The organism is Aurantimonas sp. NFXS3 (assembly GCF_049132005.1).
GTDB lineage: Bacteria > Pseudomonadota > Alphaproteobacteria > Rhizobiales > Rhizobiaceae > Aurantimonas > Aurantimonas coralicida.
In genome coordinates this window covers 145,953-167,824 of sequence record NZ_JAGDDZ010000003.1, presented here as the reverse complement: position 1 = coordinate 167,824, position 21,872 = coordinate 145,953, and the positions used below count along the sequence as shown (strand labels likewise).

General features: G+C 64.9%; 25 protein-coding genes. 23 read left to right on the top strand and 2 right to left on the bottom strand.

Annotation, left to right across the window (positions count from 1 at the left end):
* Positions 1–46: 46 nt before the first annotated feature.
* Positions 47–1,420 carry a flagellar protein export ATPase FliI gene (gene fliI / locus J3367_RS11070; protein ID WP_421461011.1) on the bottom strand — a complete coding sequence of 458 codons (1,374 nt, stop codon included), beginning with the start codon at positions 1,418–1,420 and terminating at the stop codon, positions 47–49.
* On the bottom strand, positions 1,417–2,142 hold the full coding sequence (flgF, locus tag J3367_RS11065; RefSeq protein ID WP_009210361.1) for a flagellar basal-body rod protein FlgF: 726 nt from the start codon (positions 2,140–2,142) through the stop codon (positions 1,417–1,419). Before flgF ends, fliI begins: the two co-directional genes overlap by 4 nt.
* Before the next feature lie 347 nt (positions 2,143–2,489).
* Here flgF and motA point away from each other — a divergent pair, with 347 nt between their 5' ends.
* From motA to J3367_RS10950, 23 genes are all read left to right on the top strand, one after another.
* Entirely contained in the window at positions 2,490–3,347 is an 858-nt protein-coding gene (gene motA, locus J3367_RS11060) for a flagellar motor stator protein MotA (protein WP_024350303.1), read from the top strand.
* Between the two features lie 4 nt (positions 3,348–3,351).
* On the top strand, positions 3,352–4,287 hold the full coding sequence (locus J3367_RS11055; protein WP_024350304.1) for a FliM/FliN family flagellar motor switch protein: 936 nt from the start codon (positions 3,352–3,354) through the stop codon (positions 4,285–4,287).
* On the top strand, positions 4,268–4,642 hold the full coding sequence (locus J3367_RS11050) for a hypothetical protein (protein ID WP_421461008.1): 375 nt from the start codon (positions 4,268–4,270) through the stop codon (positions 4,640–4,642). Before J3367_RS11055 ends, J3367_RS11050 begins: the two co-directional genes overlap by 20 nt.
* A 74-nt stretch (positions 4,643–4,716) precedes the next feature.
* Positions 4,717–5,046, top strand: coding sequence for a flagellar motor switch protein FliN (gene fliN, locus J3367_RS11045; protein WP_228239722.1), 330 nt, complete (start codon positions 4,717–4,719; stop codon positions 5,044–5,046).
* Positions 5,047–5,057: 11 nt separating this feature from the next.
* A complete protein-coding gene (locus J3367_RS11040) occupies positions 5,058–6,101 on the top strand; it encodes a FliG C-terminal domain-containing protein (protein WP_024350307.1) in 1,044 nt (347 codons plus the stop codon).
* A gap of 99 nt (positions 6,102–6,200) precedes the next feature.
* On the top strand, positions 6,201–7,289 hold the full coding sequence (flhB, locus tag J3367_RS11035; protein WP_024350308.1) for a flagellar biosynthesis protein FlhB: 1,089 nt from the start codon (positions 6,201–6,203) through the stop codon (positions 7,287–7,289).
* Between the two features lie 29 nt (positions 7,290–7,318).
* The gene (locus J3367_RS11030) at positions 7,319–7,720 is read left to right on the top strand and encodes a hypothetical protein (protein WP_228239723.1); all 402 of its coding nucleotides are present in this window, start codon (positions 7,319–7,321) and stop codon (positions 7,718–7,720) included.
* 215 nt (positions 7,721–7,935) lie between these two features.
* Positions 7,936–8,316, top strand: coding sequence for a flagellar basal body rod protein FlgB (gene flgB, locus J3367_RS11025; RefSeq protein ID WP_024350310.1), 381 nt, complete (start codon positions 7,936–7,938; stop codon positions 8,314–8,316).
* A gap of 4 nt (positions 8,317–8,320) precedes the next feature.
* Positions 8,321–8,737, top strand: a complete 417-nt coding sequence (gene flgC / locus J3367_RS11020) for a flagellar basal body rod protein FlgC (protein WP_009210354.1) — start codon at positions 8,321–8,323, stop codon at positions 8,735–8,737.
* A gap of 2 nt (positions 8,738–8,739) precedes the next feature.
* The gene (locus J3367_RS11015; RefSeq protein ID WP_024350311.1) at positions 8,740–9,057 is read left to right on the top strand and encodes a flagellar hook-basal body complex protein FliE; all 318 of its coding nucleotides are present in this window, start codon (positions 8,740–8,742) and stop codon (positions 9,055–9,057) included.
* An 83-nt stretch (positions 9,058–9,140) separates the two neighbouring features.
* On the top strand, positions 9,141–9,929 hold the full coding sequence (flgG, locus tag J3367_RS11010; RefSeq protein WP_024350312.1) for a flagellar basal-body rod protein FlgG: 789 nt from the start codon (positions 9,141–9,143) through the stop codon (positions 9,927–9,929).
* Positions 9,930–9,932: 3 nt separating this feature from the next.
* Positions 9,933–10,430, top strand: a complete 498-nt coding sequence (gene flgA, locus J3367_RS11005; RefSeq protein ID WP_024350313.1) for a flagellar basal body P-ring formation chaperone FlgA — start codon at positions 9,933–9,935, stop codon at positions 10,428–10,430.
* Entirely contained in the window at positions 10,427–11,611 is a 1,185-nt protein-coding gene (flgI, locus tag J3367_RS11000; protein ID WP_230784673.1) for a flagellar basal body P-ring protein FlgI, read from the top strand. Before flgA ends, flgI begins: the two co-directional genes overlap by 4 nt.
* Positions 11,611–12,213, top strand: coding sequence for a MotE family protein (locus tag J3367_RS10995; RefSeq protein WP_155898448.1), 603 nt, complete (start codon positions 11,611–11,613; stop codon positions 12,211–12,213). The genes flgI and J3367_RS10995 overlap by 1 nt, the downstream gene beginning before the upstream one ends.
* On the top strand, positions 12,210–12,914 hold the full coding sequence (gene flgH, locus J3367_RS10990) for a flagellar basal body L-ring protein FlgH (RefSeq protein WP_009210349.1): 705 nt from the start codon (positions 12,210–12,212) through the stop codon (positions 12,912–12,914). Before J3367_RS10995 ends, flgH begins: the two co-directional genes overlap by 4 nt.
* A gap of 116 nt (positions 12,915–13,030) precedes the next feature.
* A complete protein-coding gene (locus J3367_RS10985; protein ID WP_024350316.1) occupies positions 13,031–13,552 on the top strand; it encodes a flagellar basal body-associated FliL family protein in 522 nt (173 codons plus the stop codon).
* Positions 13,549–14,322 (top strand): flagellar type III secretion system pore protein FliP, encoded by a 774-nt coding sequence (gene fliP / locus J3367_RS10980; RefSeq protein ID WP_024350317.1) that lies wholly within the window; start codon positions 13,549–13,551, stop codon positions 14,320–14,322. The genes J3367_RS10985 and fliP overlap by 4 nt, the downstream gene beginning before the upstream one ends.
* Positions 14,323–14,484: 162 nt before the next feature.
* Positions 14,485–15,456, top strand: a complete 972-nt coding sequence (locus J3367_RS10975) for a flagellin (RefSeq protein WP_024350318.1) — start codon at positions 14,485–14,487, stop codon at positions 15,454–15,456.
* 312 nt (positions 15,457–15,768) lie between these two features.
* The gene (locus J3367_RS10970) at positions 15,769–16,662 is read left to right on the top strand and encodes a flagellin (protein WP_421460999.1); all 894 of its coding nucleotides are present in this window, start codon (positions 15,769–15,771) and stop codon (positions 16,660–16,662) included.
* Positions 16,663–16,984: 322 nt separating this feature from the next.
* Positions 16,985–17,947, top strand: a complete 963-nt coding sequence (locus J3367_RS10965) for a flagellin (RefSeq protein WP_421460997.1) — start codon at positions 16,985–16,987, stop codon at positions 17,945–17,947.
* Positions 17,948–18,263: 316 nt separating this feature from the next.
* Positions 18,264–19,193 (top strand): flagellin, encoded by a 930-nt coding sequence (locus J3367_RS10960; protein ID WP_421460995.1) that lies wholly within the window; start codon positions 18,264–18,266, stop codon positions 19,191–19,193.
* 293 nt (positions 19,194–19,486) lie between these two features.
* The gene (locus J3367_RS10955) at positions 19,487–20,464 is read left to right on the top strand and encodes a flagellin (RefSeq protein WP_421460993.1); all 978 of its coding nucleotides are present in this window, start codon (positions 19,487–19,489) and stop codon (positions 20,462–20,464) included.
* Positions 20,465–20,764: 300 nt separating this feature from the next.
* The gene (locus tag J3367_RS10950) at positions 20,765–21,658 is read left to right on the top strand and encodes a flagellin (RefSeq protein ID WP_421460990.1); all 894 of its coding nucleotides are present in this window, start codon (positions 20,765–20,767) and stop codon (positions 21,656–21,658) included.
* Positions 21,659–21,872: the final 214 nt, after the last annotated feature.

The window sequence follows — 21,872 nt, the reverse complement described above, 5'->3', positions numbered from 1 at the left end:
AAGACAAATCGTTCAGCTATGGCTGAATGTCACAGAAGGGTGCCGATCAGCCTACGGCGGGCTTGCCCGGCCCTGCGGGCACGACCGGAGCGGGCGGCTGGAAGCTCTTCTTCAGCCGCGCGCTCAGATCCTCGAAGGGCTGCTTGCAGGGCCCTTCCTCCGGATGCTGGACAAGATGCTCGTAGACATGCGGCACCAGATCGACGGCCTGGTCCAGCGTCTGGTCGCTGCCCCGCTGATAACCGCCGAGGAGACGCAGATCCCGCGTGTCCTCGTATCGCGAGATCATGCTGCGCAGGCGGCTGACGAGCTCGCGCTCCTGCGGGTTCCAGGCCCGGTCGGCGAGGCGCGAGATCGATTTCAGGACGTCCACCGCCGGGAAACGGCCCTGTTCGGCAATCGCGCGGTCCAGCACGATATGGCCGTCCAGAGTACCGCGGATGGCGTCGGCGATGGGATCGTTGTGATCGTCGCCGTCGACCAGCACCGAGAAGATGCCGGTGATCGAGCCGGAGCCTTCGAGCCCCGGTCCGGCGCGCTCCAGGAGCTGCGGCAGTTCGGAGAAGACGCTCGGCGGATAGCCGCGCGCAACCGGCGGCTCGCCGGCGGCAAGGGCCACGTCGCGGGCGGCATGGGCGAGGCGGGTGACGCTGTCGACGATCAAGAGGACGCTGTCGCCCCGGTCGCGGAAATATTCGGCGACGCTGGTGGCGGTGCGCGGCGCCAGGCGCCGCATCATCGGGCTCTCGTCGCCGGTGGCGACGATGGTGACGACCTTGGACAGATTGCCGGCCATGGTCTCTTCGAGGAATTCGCGCACTTCGCGGCCACGCTCGCCGACCAGGGCGACCACCACGGTGTCGAAGCCCTTGGCGCGCGCCAGCATGCTCATCAGCGTCGACTTGCCGACGCCGGAACCGGCGAAGATGCCTATGCGCTGGCCGCGGACGAGCGGCGTGAAGATGTCGAGGGCGCGCACGCCCGTGGCGACGGGCTTGCCGGTGCGGCCACGCTGCATGGCGGGAAGCGGCGGCGCGTCGGCGCGGCGCGGATCGTCGCCTTCGGTTACCGGGCCCTTGCCGTCGGTCGGCCGGCCGAAGGCGTCGAGAACGCGGCCTTTCCAGCTGCGCGAGGGCGAGACCATGAAGGGCCCGATCTGACGGGCCGGCGCCTTGACGCCGCGCACGAAGCGGTTGGCGAAGGGTTTGACGGTCAGGCTGCCCTGCTCGATGCGCACCACTTCGCCGATCGCATCGCCATCATTGCCCGGGCAGGCGATGCGGTCGCCCAGCCGCACGAATGGCGAGAGGCCCGCGACGCGGAAGGCCTGCGGCGACACGTCGATGATGTGGCCGGTGATCGACAGGCAATGATCGTCGAGCCGGGTCTGGCCGGAACCGGAGGTCGGCGCAGCCGTCACGAGTTCGTCCCGAGCGTCTTGACCGCGTCATCCAGCGTGCGCTCCGAGCTCTGCACGAGGTTGGACGCGTTCTCGAAGGCGCGCTGCAGCGAGATCAGCCGGCTGATCTCGAGCATCGGATTGACGTTCGAGCCTTCCTGGAAGCCCTGAATCACACCGACATCGGCGAATTCGACGATCGGCACGGCGGCGCGATCCGGGATCAGGCCGGAATTCTCGAAGCGCGTCAGCTTGGCGCCGGCCGGCAGCTGGAACAGGCCGACAGCACCCGCCTGGGCGCCGTTCTGGGTGATCATGCCGTCGCGGGTGATGGTCACCGGGCCGGCATTCGGATCGACCTGCAGCGGCGCGCCGCCGACATCGACGAGCGGATAGCCGCTGATCGTCTCGACCATGCCCTGGGCATTGATCCGCATGCGACCGTCGCGGGTGTAGACCGGCCCGTTCGGTCCCTGGAAGGCGAAGAAGGCGTCGCCGTCCACGGCCATGTCCAGCGGGTTGCCGGTCTGGGTCATCTCGCCGGAGCGGGTGGAGAAATAGGTGGTGCCCTCGGAGGCGAAGGAGACCGGCTCGGGCGCGCTGAGCGAGATCAGCTCCTCGAACTTGATCTCCTCGGCGCGAAAGCCCGTCGTGCGCGAATTGGCGACGTTGTGGGCAATGGTGTCGAGGCGCTTCGACATGGCGAGCTGCGCCGACAGGGCGACTGGGAGAGCAGTTTCCATCGTCAGATATCCCGACTGTCTTGGAGGAGACCGGAAGTGGGGGCCGAACCGGCGGACAGGGCCGACCGGTCAAGAACGCGCTCGATGCGGGCCCGTCCGGCCATGCGGACGATGGCGCCGGCCATATCGCGGCGCTTGAGGGTCGATCGGTTGGTTGCGGCCGGCATACGGGCCTCCGGTAGAAGAATGTATGCCGTGAAAATCCGGTCTCACCCTTGCGCCAGCCTGTCGCCACGCGTCGTTCCAGCCCGATCCGCCCGCCAGCGCCGCCGGATTGGTGCGGGGGCAAGGCTCGCACAAGCGGTACTTCCTACCGGTGGTCTGCAACATTCGCATTCGGGGGCCGCATGGGCATTGTAGTCGGACTGATCGTCACCTTGAGCTGCCTTCTCGGCGGCTTCGTCGCCATGGGTGGCCATCTCGGCGTTCTCGTGCAGCCGTTCGAGTACGTCATCATTCTCGGGTCTTCGATCGGAACCTTCCTGGTCGCCAACCCCACCAAGGTGGTCAAGGACACCGGCAAGGCGGTCAAGGAAGCCTTCGCCAACAAGGTGCCCACGCAGAACGACTATCTGAAGGTGCTGGCCCTCCTGCATCAGCTGATGCGCGAGATGCGCTCCAAGTCGCGCGGCGAGGTCGAGGCGCATATCGACGAGCCGAAGGAGTCGCCGATCTTCCAGGCCTATCCGGAGCTGATGAAGGACGAGTCGCTCGTCCACTTCATCTGCGACTATTGCCGCCTCATCATCATCGGCAACGCCCGTCCGCACGAGATCGAGGCGCTGATGGAAGAAGAGATCCAGACGATCTCCTCGGACCGGCTCAAGCCCAAACACGCCCTCCAGGACATGGCCGACGGCCTGCCGGCACTGGGCATCGTCGCCGCCGTTCTCGGCGTCATCAAGGCCATGGGCGCGCTCGACCAGTCGCCGGAAGTGCTCGGCCACCTGATCGGCGCCGCCCTCGTCGGCACCTTCGCCGGCATCTTCTTCTCCTATGGCGTGGTCGGCCCGGTCGCCACCAAGGTGAAGTCGGTGCGTGAGAAGAACATCCGCGTCTTCGTCATCGTGCGCTCCACCCTGATCGCCTACATGAACGGCGCCATTCCGCAGGTCGCCCTCGAATACGGCCGCAAGACCATCTCTGCCTATGACCGCCCGTCCATCGACCAGGTCGAGACCGAGACCATCGGCGGTGGAGCCTGATCCGATGAGCCAGACCGAACAGATCAGCGGTGCGGATGTCGGCGAACGCCTTCGCAATGCCGCCGAATTCGAACCCCGGCGCCTGCCGCGCCTCAAGCACATGGCCGAGACCTGGGCCGCCTCGGCCGCGACCAAGATCTCCGCGATCGCCGGCGCGAGCCTCGACCTGACGCTTCGCGAGGTGGAGTCGGATTTCGGTCCCGAGCTCGACGAGGCCGAAGACGACGGCACCATGTACGCGCCATTGTCTTCGCCGCGTTTTCGCAGCCCCGGCTATGCGATGCTCGACCACGAGGCGCTGGAGGCCCTGATCTCCGCGCTCTTCGCCGCCGAGCCGTCACCGCCGGGAACCCCGCCGCGCACGCCGACCGATCTTGACCGCAGCATCGTCAAGCTGGGGCTGGCGACGATCGCCGACTCCGCATTGTCGGTGTTCGAGATGATCGGCGAGTTGCGTCTGTCGGTGGGCAACATCATCAACGCGGCCGAACTCGGCGAGCAGCTGGCCGGCGAGACCGACCGGTTCATCCTGTTCCGCTTCGATCTGACGGTCGCCTCGCTGTCGACGACGATCACCTTCGCCCTGCCGGGCGCGCTCTTTGCGCCGCATCTCCGCTTCCTGCGCGAGCCGCCGAAGATGCCGCCGCCGGATCGCGAGGAAAGCTGGTCGAACGCCATCAAGGAAAGCTTCGCCAAGAGCGATCTTCGTCTCAGTGCCATCGTCACCAAGAAGAAGATCGACCTGGGAACGATAGCCGGCTTCGCCGTTGGCGACACCATTCCGCTGGATGTCAGCGCCAACAGCCTGATCGCCATCGAATGCGAGGACCAGCCGCTGTTCCGTGCCCATATGGGCCGCTCGCGCGATTCCTACGTCGTCCGCATCGAAGAGCGCATCGACCCCGCCGAGGAGTTTATTGATGATATCCTATCTGCTTGATTTCGCTCTCGTCGTGGCGCTGGTCGTGACGGCGTTCCGCTGCACCCGCATGCAGCGCGAGCTGCGGACCCTGCGCTCCTCGGAAAGCGCGCTTTCCGCCTCGCTGGCTCAGGCCGATGCCTCGATCACCCGCGCCGCCGAAGTGGTCGTCGGGCTGAAGCACGAGGGCGTCGAGACGCTGCGCCGCCTGGAATTCCGGATTGCCGAAGCCGACGACGCCACCGACCGGCTCGACCGGCTGGTCGCCGAGGCGGACGCGCTGCCGCGCCGTGCGGAGGCTAGCCGCGTCCATCGCGTCCTGCCGCCGGCAGGCGAATGGACCGATCGCAGGCTTCACGCCAGTCTGGCCGGTTAAATCGGATTGATCACTCCCGTGTGACACGGCCCTCGCATGATGCGGACGGCTGAAGACCCAAGGACGAAAACGCCATGACCGACGACAACTTCGCCACCAGCAGCGCTGACCTGGGCACCGGCCGGATGGATCTGGACCTGGTGAAGGATCTGCAGGTCACGATGCACATCGTGCTCGGCTCGACCAGCATGACCGTCGCCGAAGTGCTCGACCTGGGTCGTGGCGCGGTGGTCAAGCTGGAGAGCAAGGTCGGAGATCCGGTCGACGTGATCATCAACGGTCGTGTCATCGCCCGCGGCGAGATCGTCGTCCTCGACAACGAGGAGCAGCGCTTCGGCGTTACCCTCACCGAGGTCGCCAAGCCGGGCGCGCGCATTGCCGCCAAGAACCAGCGGGCAGCCTGACGATCATGTCGATGATCGCCGCTTTTCAGGATAACGTTCCGGAACTGCCGGCAAGCGGCAAGGCCCGCGTGGCTGTTCTGCTCCTTACCCTCGGAGCACCCGGCACGTCCCGGTTGCTCAAGCATTTCTCCGCCAGCGAAATCAAGCTTCTGAAGGAAAGCGCGGCCGGTCTGCAATCGGTCACGCCCGAACAGATCGCCGAGCTGGTCGACGAGTTCCAGGACGCCTTCAAGAAGGCGCCGGGGCTGGACGCGCCATCCCAGCAGATGACCAATCTGCTCAAGGAATCGCTGTCGGAAGAAGAATTCGAGACGATCTTCTCGGTGTCGCCCGGCGAAGGCGACGACGGCGCGAAGGCTGCCGAGCGCGATTCCCGCAATGTCTGGGATTCGGTCGCCGAGCTGCAGGGCGAGATCCTCGCGCCGCGGCTGTCGCGCGAGCACCCGCATGTCGTGGCCGTGCTCCTGTCGAAGATCCGGCCCGATACGGCGGCGACCGTCGCCCGCGAGTTCGATCCGGCCTTCCGGCATGACGTCATGCGCCGGGTGCTAACGCTGAAGTCGCTGACGCGGCCGGTGCAGCGCCTGCTCGAGGTCCATCTGCGGCAGGCCTATCTGGCGTCGCCGGACAGGGGCGAGCAGCAGAGCAGCCACACGATCCTCGCCGACATCGTCAACCGCATGTCGAAGAGCCATGCCGACGACCTGATCGTGATGCTCGACCAGACCTCGCCGAAGGATGCCGAGAAGCTCCGCAACCTGCTCTTCGCCTTCGACGACATCGTGGCGCTCGACAAGCGCGCCCGCATGGTGCTGTTCGATGCGATCGACACGGAGGTGATCATCACCGCCTTCGTCAGCGCCAGCGAAGAGCTGAAGGAGGCCGCACTGTCCTCGCTCAGCGCCCGTTCGCGGCGCATGGTCGAGGCCGAGTTCAAGCGCGGCGACGAAAAGCCGGCGGCCGACATCGATCGCGCCCGCCGCCAGGTGGCCAGCACGGCGCTCGAGCTGTGGAGCCAGGGCAAGCTGGATCTGCACGGCGAATCCGAAGCATAGCGGCGCGAAAGCGCCGCGTGTCCTCCACGGCTTTCCCGTCATCGGCCGGGAAAGCCGTTCTCTTCACTGAACGTCAACACCTGCGGAGCTTAATCGCCAGTGTCGGATAGCGAGGACAAATCCTCAAAAACAGAGTTCCCGACCGAGAAGAAGATCAGCGACGCGGTCGAGAAGGGCAACCTTCCGGTTTCGCGGGAAGCGCCTATTCTGGCCTCGCTTCTGGCCATCATGGCGTTCATCGCGCTGCAGGCCCGTGAGGGCGTCCAGCGCCTCCTGCTGTCGCTGCAGACGACGTTCGAGAACCCGCTCCAGTGGGATTTGGATACGAGTGCCGATGCTCTACACGTCCTGCACATGCTGGCCCGCGAGGCCGTCTGGTTCATCCTGCCGGCCGCAGGGCTCTTCGTCGCCGGCGGCGTCATCTCTTCCGTCCTGCAGAATCCGCCCCAGATCAATATCGAGCGCATTCGGCCGAAATGGTCGAACGTGTCGCCGGCATCCGGCTTCACGCGCATTTTCGGCCTGCGCGGGCTGACGGAGTTCGGCAAGGCGGTGTTCAAGTTCATCACCATCGGCGTCGTCGTCAGCATGTTGCTCGTGTCGAGCTTCCCGACGATGATGCAGGCCATGTTCGCGGACCCCGTGCTGGTGCCCGAGCTGATCCTGCAGATGGCGATGAAGCTCTTGTCGGGCATCTCGATCGCCACCATCGTGCTCGTCGCCGCCGACCTGGCCATGACCCGGTTCCACTGGCGCCGCGACCTGATGATGTCGAAGCAGGAAATCAAGGACGAGAACAAGCAGGCGGAGGGCGACCCGCAGATCAAGGCGCGCCAGCGCCAGATCGGTCGCGACCGGGTGCGCCGCCGCATGATGGCCGACGTGCCGCTGGCCACCCTGGTGATCGCCAACCCGACCCATTACGCGATCGCGCTGCGCTACAATCGCGAAGAGGGCGGCGCTCCGATGGTCGTCGCCAAGGGCGCCGATCTGGTCGCGCTGAAAATTCGTGAAATCGCCGAAGCCAACGATGTTCCGGTAATCGAAGACAAGCTCTTGGCAAGGTCGATGTACGATCATGTCGAAATCGATCAGATGATTCCGCCCCAGTTCTTCAAGGCGATCGCTGAGATCATCTATTTCCTCCACTCCCGCACGGGATCCAAGGTAGGAGTTGCTACAGCGTAGCCATGCTGGATATTCGCAAGCACAGGACCTTGTCCCGGGAGCGCGCGCTCGCCGAAGGCATCAAGGAAGTCGCCGCCGAGCTGCGGCTGGTCGAAGTGGTCGATTACATCGCCTTCCTGCGACTGGAGCGCTACGGCAATCTGTCCGACATCGTGACCTCCTCGGCGGAGCTGTTTCTCAAGCCGGGTGTCCTGCGCTTCGCCAATTCCGGCCATGTCCGGGTGTCGTGGGGCACGGTGCCGATCGTCTGCCTGGCGCTGGAATTCGTCTATGACGGCGTGACCGCGCATTTCCAGCTCGAGCTGGGCGCCGCCACCGCGGCCGTCGACATCACCTACATCTCCTTCGACAGCCCGGCCTGCCCCGACGAGGGCGTCGAGCGTCTGGAAAACGCCATCCACGACGCGCATCTGAAGCCGCGCGCGTCCTGATCCGGGCTGTCCGGCGGACCGCTCCGATCCCCCTCCGCAAGTCCCGCACCAGCCCCGCTCCGCGCGCCATGCCGCGGATGCGGGATTATGGCCTCCTGCGGGCAATACTTTCCCCCTGCCGTTTCATTCCAAGTCGTTCCTGCCGATCCATCAAGCTTCGGACAAGCGCCTCGTCCTAAGGCTGGACCCGTCGCAAGTTTTCAGCGCGGATCGTCATGGATAGTCTCTACATCTTCGGGCTCGCATCGCAGCGCACCGCCTATCTGGCCCAGCGCCAGACGGTGGTCGCCGAGAACGTCGCCAATGTCGACACGCCCGGCTACACCTCCAAGGATCTCTCGTCCTTCACCGAGGCGCTCGACGCCACGGCGCTGCGCATGTCGCGGTCGCAGTCCATGCATCTGGCCTCAATGGACAGTGCGGGCGGCAGTTCCGACGTTGTCAACGAGATGCCCTGGAGCGTCAAGCATTCGGGCAACTCCGTCAGCCTGCCGCAGGAAATGCTGAAGGCCGGCGAAGTATCGCGCGAATACGCCCTCGGCACGTCGGTGGTGAAGTCGTTCCACCGCATGCTCATCATGTCCGCGAAGGGATAATCCGATGGCCGATCCACTGCTCTCGTCTCTGAAGATCGCCGCCAGCGGCCTGCAGGCGCAGTCGACGCGCATGCGCATCGTCTCCGAGAACATCGCCAATGCGCAGACCACCGGCACGACGCCCGGCAGCGACCCGTATCAGCGCAAGATGGTCAGCTTCCAGAGCGAGCTCGACCGGGTCTCGGGCGCCCAGATGGTCTCGGTCGACAAGGTCGGCCGCGACGACACGCCGTTCATCCTGGAAAGCGATCCCGGCAATCCGGCCGCCAATGCCGACGGCTACGTGAAGATGCCGAATGTGCGGATGCTGGTCGAGATGGCCGACATGCGCGAAGCCAACCGCTCCTACGAAGCCAATATCCAGGTGGTGAAGCAGGCGCGTGAAATCATCAACATGACCATCGACCTGCTGAGGAGCTGACCATGATTCCTGCTATCGGAGCGAGCCTGCCCCGCATCCAGACCGGCAGCGTGGATGCCGGCCTCGCCACCACCGGCGCAACCGCGACCCCGCAGGGCGCCGGCGCCGATTTCAGCGCCGTCCTGTCGCAGATCGCCAAGGACGCCGTCACCACCGTCCAGTCCGCCGAGGCCACCTCGATCCGGGGAATCAACGGCCAGGCGACCACCCAGGCCGTCGTCGAGGCGGTCATGGAAGCCGAGCGGACGCTGCAGACCGCAGTCTCGATCCGCGACAAGGCGGTCAGCGCCTACATGGAACTGTCGCGGATGGCGATCTGATCCGGCGGTCTCCGCCACCTGAAACTTTCCACGGCGCCCCGTATCGACGGGGACCGGGTACACCGTCCTGAAGGAAGCATCCGATGCGAGCCCTTGCGATCGCCGCGACCGGCATGAATGCGCAGCAGACCAATGTCGAGGTCATTGCCAACAACATCGCGAACATCAACACGACCGGCTTCAAGCGGGCCCGTGCCGAGTTCACCGATCTGCTCTACCAGGTCGAGCGCGCACAGGGCGTCGCAGCCCGCGGCGGACAGGGCGTGGTGCCCGAGGGCGCCCAGCTCGGCCTCGGTACGCGGCTTGCGGCCATCCGCAACCTTCATATCCAGGGCACGCTCAACCAGACCGGCAACAAGCTTGATCTCGCCCTGAACGGTGAAGGCTGGTTCCAGGTCCAGGGGCCGGGCGGCGAGATCCTCTACACCCGCGACGGTGCCTTCAACACCAATGGCGACGGCCAGCTCGTGACCCTCGACGGCCTGCTGGTCGATCCGGCGATCACCGTGCCGGCCAACACCAGCGAGGTCATCGTCAACGAGAGCGGCCAGGTCTTCGCCCGCGTCGGCGGTGCCGCCGATCTGGAAGAGCTCGGCCAGCTGACCCTCGCCACCTTCGCCAACAATGCCGGCCTTGCCGCGCAGGGCGGCAATCTGTTCCGCGAGACCATCGCATCGGGTGCCCCGACGGCCGGCGTGCCGGGCGACGAGGGCTACGCCACCATCCAGCAGGGCTATCTGGAAGATTCCAACGTCGATCCGGTGAAGGAAATCTCCGAGCTGATCTCGGCCCAGCGCGCCTACGAGATGAACTCCAAGGTGATCTCGGCCGCCGACGAGATGGCGAGCGTCGTCTCGAAGGGGATTCGCTGAATCATGGGCGGCGGTACGCGCGATCCCGGCCGGGTCATGGCCGTACTCTACGCCGTGGCGCTGGCGCTCGCGGCCCTCGTCATCCTGTCGGTTCCGGTTCGTGCCCTGGCGGCCGAACTCGAACTGCCGGTGCCCACGACGGTCATCTATCCCGGCCAGAGCGTCACCGCGCCGGGGCTCAACCACAAGGCCTTCTACGTCAAGGACGACAAGATCGGGCTCTATGCCGTCGATGACAGCGCGCTGATCGGTCGGGTCGCCCGCCGCACCCTTCTGCCGGGCAAGGCGATCCGCCTGTCCGACCTGAAGGAGCCGGATCTGGTGCGCGCCGGAGCCGCCGTCACCCTCGTCTACAGCGAGGCGGGCCTCGTCATCACCGGCCAGGGCACCGCGCTGCGCTCCGCTGGCGCCGGCGAGACCATACGCGTCCGCAATGCCGACAGCGGCATCATCGTCTCCGGCATCGTGTCGGCGGACGGCAGCATCAGGATATCGGGATGATCCGCAAGCGTCTGATCCTCGTCGCCGGCCTGGTCGCCGCATTGGTGAACAGCAGTCTGGCGGCCGATTATCCGGGCTCGGGCGGCGGCGTGCCGTCGCTGCCGGCGCCGGTCATCGGCGATGCGGCGAGCGCCCGCGGCAGCGTGCGCATCAAGGACATCGTCGACATCCGCGGCGTGCGCCCCAACCAGCTCGTCGGCTACGGTCTCGTCATCGGCCTGCAGGGCACCGGCGATTCCATGCGTAACTCGCCCTTCACCGAACAGTCGATGCAGTCGATGCTCGACCGCATGGGCGTCAACATCCGCTCGCAGAATTCGCGCAGCAAGAACGTCGCCGCCGTCACCGTGACCAGCGAGCTGCCGGCCTTCATCGGTACCGGCTCGCGCATCGACGTGACCGTGTCCTCGCTCGGCGACGCCACCTCGCTGATGGGCGGCACGCTGGTGATGACGCCGCTCTACGGCGCCGATGGCGAGATCTATGCGGTTGCGCAGGGGTCGCTCGCCGTCAGCGGCTTCGCATCCGAAGGCGACAGCGAGAAGCTGACCCAGGGCGTGCCGACCACCGGCCGCGTGCCCAATGGCGCGCTGGTCGAGCGTGAGGTGCCCGGCGGCTTCAACGACGACGGCAAGCTGGCGATCGAGCTACGCAATCCCGATTTCCGCACCTCGATCCGCGTCGTCGACGTGATCAACGATTATGCCCGCAGCCGCTGGGGCCAGCCCGTGGCGCGCGAGGAGGATTTCCGCACGGTGCATCTCAAGCGCCCGTCCGAGGTCTCCAGCACGCGCTTCATCGCCGAGATCGGCGAGTTGCGGATCGCACCGGACCAGCCGGCACGCGTGGTGATCGACGAGCGCACCGGCACCGTCATCATCGGCAAGGACGTGCAGATCTCCCTCGTCGCCGTGACCCACGGCAATCTGACGGTGCGGATCAGCGAGATGCCGTCGGTGTCGCAGCCGGCCCCGCTCTCGGACGGCCAGACGGTCGTCACGTCGGAGACCATCATCGACGCTCGCGAGGATGGCGGCAATTTCGCCTTCGTCGGCGGCGCGGATCTCGAAACAGTCGTCCGCGGTCTCAACCGCATCGGACTCAAGCCGACCGGGATCATCGCGATCCTGCAGGCGATCAAGACGGCCGGCGCCCTTCAGGCCGAACTCGTGGTGCAATGATGATCCAGGCTTTCCATCCCCGCTGGCGGTGCCTCGCCCTGTTCCTGACCGTCTCCCTTGCCGCGGGTACCGCCCATGCGGTCGAAGCCAAGAAGCCGGTGCAGCCGGACGAACTGCCGCCGCAGGAAGTGCGGGTCGTCGGGCCGAAGGGGGAGGTGATCACGCCGCCCAAGCCCTCGACCGAGGTCGAGGCCTATTGCCTGAGCATCGCCGACAAGGCCCAGGACGCGCGCTATGCCCTCGAGCAGAAGCAGCTGACCGAACTGGAAGCGGCGGTCTCCGAGCAGATCGACGAATTGCAGGCCAAGCGCGAGGACTACAACGCCTGGCTCGCCGAGCGTCAGCGCTTTCTCGACGACGCCTCCAAGATCGTCGTCGACATCTACACCAACATGGATTCCGTCGCCGCCGCGTCGCAGCTTGCGATCGTCTCGCGCAGCGATGCCGCGTCGGTGCTGGTGCGCCTGAAATCGCGCCTGGCGAGCGACATCCTCAGCGAGATGGAACCGAAGGTGGCCGCCGAGATCGCCTCGCTCATCGTCGCCAAGACGTCGGCAGGCAGCACGCAGGGCGCCGAGCAGGTTGCGGAGAAGCGCACGTGAAGCCCTTGATCCTTCTCGCCGTCGCGGCACTCGCCGGCTGTTCGACAGCCGGCAATGACGCGCTGCGCGAGCCGTCGCTCTCGCCGGTCGGCGCAGGGCTCTACGAATATCCGCCGATCATCGCCCAGCCGGCGTCCTTCCCGGCCAGCAAGCCGCATACGTCGCACTCGCTGTGGTCCGACGCCCGGGCCGATTTCTACCAGGACCCGCGGGCCCTCAGTGAAGGCGACATCGTCACCGTCAAGATCCGCATCCGCGACCAGGCCTCGATCGACAACAATTCCGAACGCTCGCGCAAGTCCGGCATCGCCGCCGGTCTCGATCTGGCCGGCAATCTCGGCCAGTACACGCTGCCGACGGTGGGCGCCCAGCTCGGCTCGGACAACAGCTCCGACATGACCGGCAAGGGCAAGATCAAACGCTCCGAGGACATCGACCTGTCGGTCGCAGCGGTCGTCGGCCAGAAGCTGCCGAACGGCAATCTGTTCATCTCGGGCCAGCAGGAAGTGCGGGTCAATTTCGAGGTGCGCGTGCTGTCGATCGCCGGCATCATCCGGCCGCGCGACATCCTGCCCGACAACACGATCAACTACGACAAGATCGCCGAGGCGCGGATTTCCTACGGCGGCCGCGGGCGGATCACCGATGTCCAGCAACCCGGCTGGGGGCAGCAGATCTACGACGCCGTCGCCATCCAGTAGGGGACGCTGCCGTCAAGGCAAGTCTCGCGACAGGCTGAACCGTTAACGCTCGATCGTCGGGCAGGGCTGGACCATGAGGGTCCGTCCGTCGACGAAACAGCGGAAGGGTTCGGCGCATGGCCAGCATTGGCGCATCGGACGAAGAGACCGAAAAGGCAGGGGGTCTGATCCCCACGGCGATCGCAGTGGCGATACTGACGCTCGTGGGCGGCGGCGGCGGCGCGGTGCTGGGCATGATGCTCGCTTCGCCGGAACCCGCAGCGGCCACGACGGCGCCGGCCGAGGCGCCCGGCGCCGAGATCGTCGACATCGAGGCCGGCGATCTGGCCGAGAGCGCGGACAAGCTGCCGCTCAAGCTGATGCCGCTCAAGCCGGTCCTCACCAACATCTATTCGCCGCCCCAGACCTGGCTCCGCGTCGAGGCGGCCCTGGTCTATCGCGACGACGGCTCGGCCGATCCCGAGGTGCTGGCTGCCCAGATCGAGGCCGACACGCTGGCCTTCCTGCGCTCGGTGCAATTGTCCCAGGTCGAGGGCACCCGCGGCCTGATGCATCTGCGCGAGGATCTGCGCCAGCGCGCCAAGCTGCGCTCGCCCGCCGTTGTCGACTACCTCATCCAGACGATGATCGCCGAATGAGAACGCTCCTCTTTCTGGCGGCGCTGCTGTTTGCCGGACCGGCGCTCGCACAGACCGCCCAGACCTCGGGACTGCCCGATCTCGCCAGCCTCCTGCCGGCCGGCGACTCGACCGCCTCCGGCCGCATCGTCCAGCTCTTCGGCATCGTTACCATCCTGTCGATCGCGCCGGGCCTCCTGGTCATGGTCACGTCCTTCACGCGCATCGTCATCGCGCTGTCGATCCTGCGCACCGGTCTCGGCCTGCAGACGACGCCGGCCAACCTGATCCTGATCTCGCTGTCCTTGTTCATGACCTTCTTCGTCATGGCGCCGACCTTCGACCGGGCCTGGAACGACGGCCTGCAGCCGCTGCTGAACAACGAGATCACCGAGGAAGAGGCGTTCTACCGGATCAGCGAGCCGTTCAAGGACTTCATGCTGACGCAGGTGCGGCCGGAAGACCTGACCTTGTTCGGCGACATCGCGGCGGCCACCAGCCGCGAGCGGGTCGAGCCGGAAGAGCAGGGCGCTGCCGACGAACGTGATGTCGATCTGCGGGAGCTGATCCCGGCCTTCATGATCTCCGAGCTGCGCCGCGGTTTCGAGATCGGCTTCCTCATCGTTCTGCCGTTCCTGGTGATCGACATGATCGTCGCCACGCTGACCATGTCGATGGGCATGATGATGCTGCCGCCGACAATCATCTCGCTGCCGTTCAAGATCCTGTTCTTCATCCTGATCGACGGCTGGAACATGCTGGTCGGATCCCTGGTCCGATCCTTCTTCTGACGACGCGATTTTCCGGGCGCGTTCCGCCTGCCGCGTCGTCAGCCTTAACTCCCCATTAAGGTTAACAAACTACCTTCACGACCAATGGGGGCGAGCGCAGGCGGGCCTCCGTGCGTCGCCTTAGCGGAATGCGGGCGAAGTTAGCACCGAGGGTAGAGTGTCATGACCAGCATCAATACCAATATCGCGGCCATGGCGGCCTTGCAGACGCTGCAGGCAACCAACCGGTCGATGGATGCGACCCAGAACCGCATCTCGACGGGCTACCGTGTCGCCGAAGCCAAGGACAATGCCGCCTATTGGTCGATCGCCACGACCATGCGCTCGGACAACAAGGCCCTGTCGGCAGTCGAGGACTCGCTGGGTCTCGGCGCCGCCAAGGTCGACATCGCCTACACCGCGCTGGAAAGCGCCATCGACGTCGTCGACGAGATCAAGGCCAAGCTGGTCGCGGCCAGCGAGCCGGGTGTCGACAAGACCAAGATCCAGTCGGAAATCAGCGAGCTGAAGAAGCAGCTGCAGAGCATCGCGTCCTCTGCCTCGTTCTCCGGCGAGAACTGGCTGCAGAACGACGCCGCGGCCGCCGCCGGCTCCAAGGACATCGTCGCCTCCTTCAACCGCGACTCCACCGGCTCGGTCTCGATCGGCACGATCACCGTCGACGTGTCGGCGATGACCCTGATCGGAACGGACAACGAGACCACCGGCGTTCTGACCAAGACCTATGATTCCGACGCGCTGCTCGCCACGCCAACCGGCACTCCCGTGAACTACCGGCTGATCGACGTGCCGGGCGAGACCACGGCCGCGGCCGGTACGGTGATCGAACTCGATAGCGCGACGACCCCGGCCGAAGTGAACGCCATGGTTCGCGTCGTGGACAAGATTCTGACCGACATGACCAATGTCGCCGCCAATCTCGGCGCGGCCAAGTCACGCATCGAGCTGCAGCAGAACTTCGTCTCCAGCCTGACCGACTCCATTTCGTCGGGCATCGGCGCGCTGGTGGATGCGGACATGACCGAGGAATCGACCCGGCTGAAGGCACTGCAGACGCAGCAGCAGCTCGGCGTGCAGGCGCTGTCGATCGCCAATTCCTCGAGCCAGGCGATCCTGCAGCTCTTCCAGAACTAATCGAAGCAACATTTCGGCGGCGCCCCTCGCGGTACGCCGGCGTGACGAACGAAAGCCGCCCCCTGGGGCGGCTTTTTGCGTTCTGAAGTACGGCGCAGGCGGGCGAGGGGAGGCGGCCTGAAAGCCTCTGTTAACCATGAAAGACAACGGGGCGTTACCGTTAACGCCTCGGAAGGAGCCTGCCGCGATAGTCGTCCTCATAGCGATGCGTTCCACCTTGCAGGTCGGGAACGTAGGGCATGATGCCGTCTCGCTATGCCGGCCAACCCGGACTGTCCCCCCATTCAGTTTTCCGCGTTACGGGACATCATCATGACCTCGATCAACACCAACGTGTCGGCAATGACGGCTCTCCAGAGCCTGTCGATGATCAACAGCAACCTCAACGAGACGCAGAGCCGCATCTCGACCGGCTACCGCGTCAACGCGGCGTCCGACAACGCCGCCTACTGGTCGATCGCCACGACCATGCGATCGGACAACAAGGCGCTTGGCGCCGTCGAGGACGCGCTCGGCCTCGGCCAGGCCAAGCTGGACACCGCCTATACCGGCATGAAGGCCGCCATCGACGTGGTCGACGAGATCAAGGCGAAGCTGGTTGCCGCGCGCGAGCCGGGCGTCGACAAGACCAAGATCCAGGCGGAAATCACCGAGTTGCAGGGCCAGCTCACCTCGATCGCGACCTCGGCCTCCTTCTCGGGCGAGAACTGGCTGTCGATCGGCACCGGCATCGTGGCCGGCACCAAGACGATCGTGTCCTCGTTCAACCGCGCGGCCGACGCCTCGGTTTCAGTCAGCACCATCGGCGTCGACACCACCAAGACCAAGCTGTTCGATACCGACAACACCGATGGCATTCTGGACGTGGGACGCACCAACGGCACCGTCGTCTCCACCTTCACGATCACCGCTGCGACGACGGATCCTCAGGTCTCCGCCATGATCTCGGACGTGGACGAGGCGCTGCAGGCCATGACGACGGCCGCCTCGAACCTCGGCGCCGCCAAGAACCGCGTCGACATCCAGTCGGAATTCGTCTCGACCCTGCGCGACTCCATCGAGAAGGGCGTCGGCACGCTGGTCGATGCGGACATGACCGAGGAGTCGACCCGGCTGAAGGCGCTGCAGACGCAGCAGCAGCTCGGCGTCCAGGCCCTGTCCATCGCCAATTCCTCCTCGGAATCGCTGCTGGCGCTCTTCCGCTAAGACATCACACAGCACTACTGAGACAGACGGGTCCGGCCGCAAGGCCGGGCCCGCTTTACGTTCTGGGGCGGTTGTCCTTCGGGCAGGCAGGGGAATCGGTCGCCTCTCGTTCCGATATCGCGGCTTTCCGAATGCAATCGGATTTCGTAGAAAACAGAAAGCGTTAACCACCTTCCTTAGGTGCTTGGTAGCCAGCTACTGGCATAGTGTCCCTATAGCGAGGTGGCCATTTGTTCTTCGGCCACGGGCATGATGCCGTTTCGTTATACCGGCCGATCCGGACTGTCCCCCTGTTCATTTTACCGCGTTACGGGACACCATCATGACCTCGATCAACACCAATACGTCGGCGATGACGGCTCTCCAGAGCCTCTCGATGATCAACAGCAACCTCGACGAGACCCAGAACCGCATCTCGACCGGCTTCCGCGTCGGTGCGGCATCCGACAACGCCGCCTATTGGTCGATCGCCACCACGATGCGCTCGGACAACAAGGCCCTCGGCGCCGTCGAGGACGCGCTCGGCCTCGGCCAGGCGAAGGTCGATACCGCCTACACCGGCATGAAGGCCGCCATCGACGTCGTCGACGAGATGAAGGCCAAGCTCGTCGCGGCCCGCGAGCCGGGCGTCGACAAGACCAAGATCCAGGCCGAAATCACCGAGTTGCAGGGTCAGCTGACCTCGATCGCGACCTCGGCATCCTTCTCGGGCGAGAACTGGCTGTCGGTCGATTCCACGGCACCGGCCAACGCCACCAAGTCAGTCGTCGCCTCCTTCAACCGTGACAGCGCAGGCGCCGTCTCGGTCGGCACGATCGAGGTCGACACCTCGAAGACTAAGCTGTTCGACGCCGCTACCGATGCTGCTACCGCGGGTACGGGCATCCTCGATGGCGTGTACTCGTCGACGACCGGCGTCTATCAGGCGAACCAGACGACCGCCGGCGGCTTCACGGTCTCGACCCTTGACATCTCGGCCCTGACGGACGCTGCCGCCGACGTGACGACGCTGAACTCCTACATCAGCGGTGTCGACGATGCCCTGCAGCGGATGACGACGGCCGCTTCGAACCTTGGTGCCGCCAAGAGCCGCATGGATATCCAGTCGGAGTTCGTCTCCAACCTGCGTGACTCCATCGAGAAGGGTGTCGGCACGCTGGTGGATGCGGACATGACCGAGGAGTCGACCCGCCTGAAGGCACTGCAGACCCAGCAGCAGCTGGGCGTCCAGGCGCTGTCGATCGCCAACTCCTCCTCGCAGTCGCTGCTGTCGCTCTTCCGCTAAGAGCAGCCACTTCGACACTGAGACAGACGGGTCCGGCCGCAAGGCCGGGCCCGTTTTTGCATGCGCGGACGGGCGGTCAACGGGGCCGGTCGGGATGACGGCTATCGGCGGGAAGATGGTTGTAACTCGCTACGATTTCAAATTCGTTTTCAAAAAGAATATGTTAACCACTTTTTTTAGGCGCTTGGTAGCCAGCCGCTGGCATGTTGCGGGCATAGCGAGGTGGCCGATTGGGCCACGGGCATGAAGCCGTTTCGCTATCCCGGCCAGCCCGGACTGTCCCCCCTGTTCATTTTCCGCGTTACGGGACACCAACATGACCTCGATCAATACCAACGTGTCGGCAATGACGGCTCTCCAGAGCCTGTCGATGATCAACAGCAATCTCGACGAGACCCAGAACCGCATCTCGACCGGCTTCCGCGTTGGTGCGGCGTCGGACAACGCCGCCTACTGGTCGATCGCCACCACGATGCGGTCCGACAACAAGGCCCTCGGCGCCGTCGAGGACGCGCTCGGTCTCGGCCAGGCGAAGGTCGACACCGCCTACACAGGCATGAAAGCCGCCATCGACGTCGTCGATGAGATGAAGTCGAAGCTCGTCGCAGCGCGCGAGCCGGGCGTCGACAAGTCGAAGATCCAGGCGGAACTCAAGGAACTGCAGGGTCAGCTGAGCTCGATCGCGACCTCGGCATCCTTCTCGGGCGAGAACTGGCTGTCCTTCGACGGTGCCGCAGGTACCTCGAAGAGCGTCGTGGCATCGTTCAACCGTAGCGCGGCCGGTGCCGTGTCGGTCGGCACGATCGACATCGTTATCGGCGGTACGAAGCTGTTCGGTGACGACACGGTCGGCGGCGGCGGTGCCAACAACGGCATCCTGAACACCGCCTTCACCACCACGGGCGCCGGCGCTGTCACCGTATCGGTGAGCACGCTCGACATCACCGCGGCGAACATCGACGACACCGACATCAGCGAGATGATCTCGGCCGTCGACGGTGCCATCCAGTCGATGACTACCGGTGCCTCGAACCTTGGTGCCGCCAAGAGCCGCATGGACATCCAGTCGGAGTTCGTCTCCAACCTGCGCGATTCCATCGAGAAGGGCGTCGGCACGCTGGTCGATGCGGACATGACCGAAGAATCGACCCGCCTGAAGGCCCTGCAGACGCAGCAGCAGCTGGGCGTGCAGGCGCTGTCGATCGCCAACTCCTCCTCGCAGTCGCTGCTGTCGCTCTTCCGCTAAGACACGACACCTCGATATTGAGACAGACGGGTCCGGCCGCAAGGCCGGGCCCGTTTTCGTTTGGCCCGGGAAGACGCCTGCGTGACGTTGTCCATCTCCCCATGCGGCAGCAGGAAGCGCTCCGAAGTAAAGCATTAACCATTCTACTTAAGCGAAACGTAGCGATAAGCTGACAGCCTGACGGTATAGCGAAGTGGTCTGCCAGAGTTCCGGCCACAGGCATGATGCCGTTTCGTTATGCCGGCCAACCCGGACTGTCCCCCTGTTCATTTTTCCGCGTTACGGGACACATCATGACCTCGATCAATACCAACGTGTCGGCGATGACGGCTCTGCAGAGCCTGTCGATGATCAACAACAACCTCGACGAGACGCAGAACCGCATCTCGACCGGCTACCGCGTCGGTGCGGCGTCGGACAACGCCGCCTACTGGTCGATCGCCACCACGATGCGCTCGGACAACAAGGCGCTCGGTGCCGTCGAGGACGCGCTCGGTCTCGGCCAGGCGAAGGTCGACACGGCCTATACCGGCATGAAGGCCGCCATCGACGTTGTCGACGAGATCAAGACCAAGCTGGTTGCCGCGCGCGAGCCGGGTGTAGATCGCAACAAGATCCAGTCCGAGATTGCCGAACTGAAGAACCAGCTGACGTCGATCTCCGAATCGGCCTCGTTCTCCGGCGAGAACTGGCTGAATTTCGACGGTGCGGCCGTCACCAAGAACGTCGTCGCCTCGTTCAACCGCAGCAGCGCCGGCGCCGTCTCGGTCGGGACGATCGCCATCGACGCATCGGCGGTGAAGCTGCTCGGCAACAATGGTGCGGGTGTCCCGACACCGGCAGACGACGACGGCATCCTCAACAAGGATGCGCTGATCGGTGATGATGCCACGCAGATCGCCGGCAACGTCATGGACATCGACATCAGCACGGCGGTCCTCGACCAGGCCGCGGTCGATGGCGCCTACACGACCGCCGAGACCGTCGAGACCGTCATCGACGCGATGATCTCGAATGTCGACACGGCGCTGAAGAGCATGACCACCGCCGCGTCCAATCTCGGTGCCGCCCAGAGCCGCATGGATATCCAGTCGGAGTTCGTCTCCAACCTGCGCGATTCCATCGAGAAAGGCGTGGGCACGCTGGTCGATGCGGACATGACCGAAGAGTCGACCCGGCTGAAGGCGCTGCAGACGCAGCAGCAGCTCGGCGTCCAGGCCCTGTCGATCGCCAACTCGTCCTCGCAGTCGCTGATGTCGCTGTTCCGCTAATCCGGAACGCAGCCATTCTGAAGCGAACGGGTCCGGCCGCAAGGCCGGGCCCGTTTTTGCGTTCGGGGCAGGGCGGTTGGTCCAACTCTTAGCATTTGATTCAGGATGAACTTTGAAGCGAAGTTCGGAGCATGTCGTTAACTATCAAATTTAAGTAGTGGGTAGGTGGCGGCGGCGCAAAGTAGCGTCATAGCGAGGTGACGGGCGTAGGGAACGCCGGTCACGGGCATGATGCCGCTTCGTTATACCGGCCGGCCCGGACTGTCCCCTGTTTGAAATTCCGCGTTACGGGACAACACAATGACCTCGATCAATACCAATACTTCGGCAATGACGGCTCTGCAGAGCCTGTCGGCGATCAACAACAGCCTCGACGAGACCCAGAACCGCATCTCGACCGGCTACCGCGTCGGTGCGGCGTCCGACAACGCGGCCTACTGGTCGATCGCCACGACCATGCGCTCCGACAACAAGGCGCTCGGCGCCGTCGAAGACGCCCTCGGCCTCGGCCAGGCCAAGGTCGACACGGCCTATACCGGCATGACCGCCGCCATCGACGTGGTCGACGAGATCAAGACCAAGCTGGTTGCCGCGCGCGAGCCGGGTGTCGACAAGACCAAGATCCAGTCCGAAATCAAGGAACTGCAGGGTCAGCTGACCTCGATCGCGTCCTCCGCCTCCTTCTCGGGCGAGAACTGGCTGTCGATCGGCACGGGCATCACTGCCGGCACCAAGAATGTCGTTGCCTCGTTCAACCGCGCCGCTGACGGCACGGTCTCGGTCGGTACCATCGGCATCGACACCACCAAGACGAAGCTGTTCGATACCGACAATACCAACGGTATCCTGGACGGCCCACGCACCGGCACCACCAGAGTGTCGACGCTGGCGCTGACCGGCGCGACCACCGACGCGGCGATCTCGACGATGATCTCGGACGTCGACGAAGCGATCGGGCTGATGACGACGGCTGCCTCGAACCTCGGCGCTGCCAAGAGCCGCATGGATATCCAGTCGGAGTTCGTCTCCAACCTGCGCGACTCCATCGAGAAGGGCGTCGGCACGCTGGTGGATGCGGACATGACCGAAGAGTCGACCCGCCTGAAGGCCCTGCAGACGCAGCAGCAGCTCGGCGTCCAGGCGCTGTCGATCGCCAACTCCTCCTCGCAGTCGCTGCTGTCGCTCTTCCGTTAAGACACGACACCTCGACATTGAGATCGACGGGTTCGGCCGCAAGGCCGGGCCCGTCTTCGCGTGAGGGAGGGCATATGGCGCCCAACCTTTAGCAATTCATTCAGGATGGCGCACGAAGCGGTCTCTGCTGAAGTCGTTAACCAACAACTTTAAGTAGCCGGTAGCTGATGCCGGCCGATGGTGCCCCCATAGCGAGGTGACCGGCGAACAGATC

Excerpts from the sequence above, each read along its gene's own strand:
- flgF (WP_009210361.1), bottom strand. The coding sequence starts at position 2,142 with ATGGAAACTGCTCTCCCAGTCGCCCTGTCGGCGCAGCTCGCCATGTCG.
- motA (WP_024350303.1), top strand. The coding sequence starts at position 2,490 with ATGGGCATTGTAGTCGGACTGATCGTCACCTTGAGCTGCCTTCTCGGC.
- J3367_RS11055 (WP_024350304.1), top strand. The coding sequence starts at position 3,352 with ATGAGCCAGACCGAACAGATCAGCGGTGCGGATGTCGGCGAACGCCTT.
- J3367_RS11050 (WP_421461008.1), top strand. The coding sequence starts at position 4,268 with ATGATATCCTATCTGCTTGATTTCGCTCTCGTCGTGGCGCTGGTCGTG.
- fliN (WP_228239722.1), top strand. The coding sequence starts at position 4,717 with ATGACCGACGACAACTTCGCCACCAGCAGCGCTGACCTGGGCACCGGC.
- J3367_RS11040 (WP_024350307.1), top strand. The coding sequence starts at position 5,058 with ATGATCGCCGCTTTTCAGGATAACGTTCCGGAACTGCCGGCAAGCGGC.
- flgB (WP_024350310.1), top strand. The coding sequence starts at position 7,936 with ATGGATAGTCTCTACATCTTCGGGCTCGCATCGCAGCGCACCGCCTAT.
- flgC (WP_009210354.1), top strand. The coding sequence starts at position 8,321 with ATGGCCGATCCACTGCTCTCGTCTCTGAAGATCGCCGCCAGCGGCCTG.
- J3367_RS11015 (WP_024350311.1), top strand. The coding sequence starts at position 8,740 with ATGATTCCTGCTATCGGAGCGAGCCTGCCCCGCATCCAGACCGGCAGC.
- flgG (WP_024350312.1), top strand. The coding sequence starts at position 9,141 with ATGCGAGCCCTTGCGATCGCCGCGACCGGCATGAATGCGCAGCAGACC.
- flgA (WP_024350313.1), top strand. The coding sequence starts at position 9,933 with ATGGGCGGCGGTACGCGCGATCCCGGCCGGGTCATGGCCGTACTCTAC.
- flgI (WP_230784673.1), top strand. The coding sequence starts at position 10,427 with ATGATCCGCAAGCGTCTGATCCTCGTCGCCGGCCTGGTCGCCGCATTG.
- J3367_RS10995 (WP_155898448.1), top strand. The coding sequence starts at position 11,611 with ATGATCCAGGCTTTCCATCCCCGCTGGCGGTGCCTCGCCCTGTTCCTG.
- J3367_RS10985 (WP_024350316.1), top strand. The coding sequence starts at position 13,031 with ATGGCCAGCATTGGCGCATCGGACGAAGAGACCGAAAAGGCAGGGGGT.
- fliP (WP_024350317.1), top strand. The coding sequence starts at position 13,549 with ATGAGAACGCTCCTCTTTCTGGCGGCGCTGCTGTTTGCCGGACCGGCG.
- J3367_RS10975 (WP_024350318.1), top strand. The coding sequence starts at position 14,485 with ATGACCAGCATCAATACCAATATCGCGGCCATGGCGGCCTTGCAGACG.
- J3367_RS10970 (WP_421460999.1), top strand. The coding sequence starts at position 15,769 with ATGACCTCGATCAACACCAACGTGTCGGCAATGACGGCTCTCCAGAGC.
- J3367_RS10965 (WP_421460997.1), top strand. The coding sequence starts at position 16,985 with ATGACCTCGATCAACACCAATACGTCGGCGATGACGGCTCTCCAGAGC.
- J3367_RS10960 (WP_421460995.1), top strand. The coding sequence starts at position 18,264 with ATGACCTCGATCAATACCAACGTGTCGGCAATGACGGCTCTCCAGAGC.
- J3367_RS10955 (WP_421460993.1), top strand. The coding sequence starts at position 19,487 with ATGACCTCGATCAATACCAACGTGTCGGCGATGACGGCTCTGCAGAGC.
- J3367_RS10950 (WP_421460990.1), top strand. The coding sequence starts at position 20,765 with ATGACCTCGATCAATACCAATACTTCGGCAATGACGGCTCTGCAGAGC.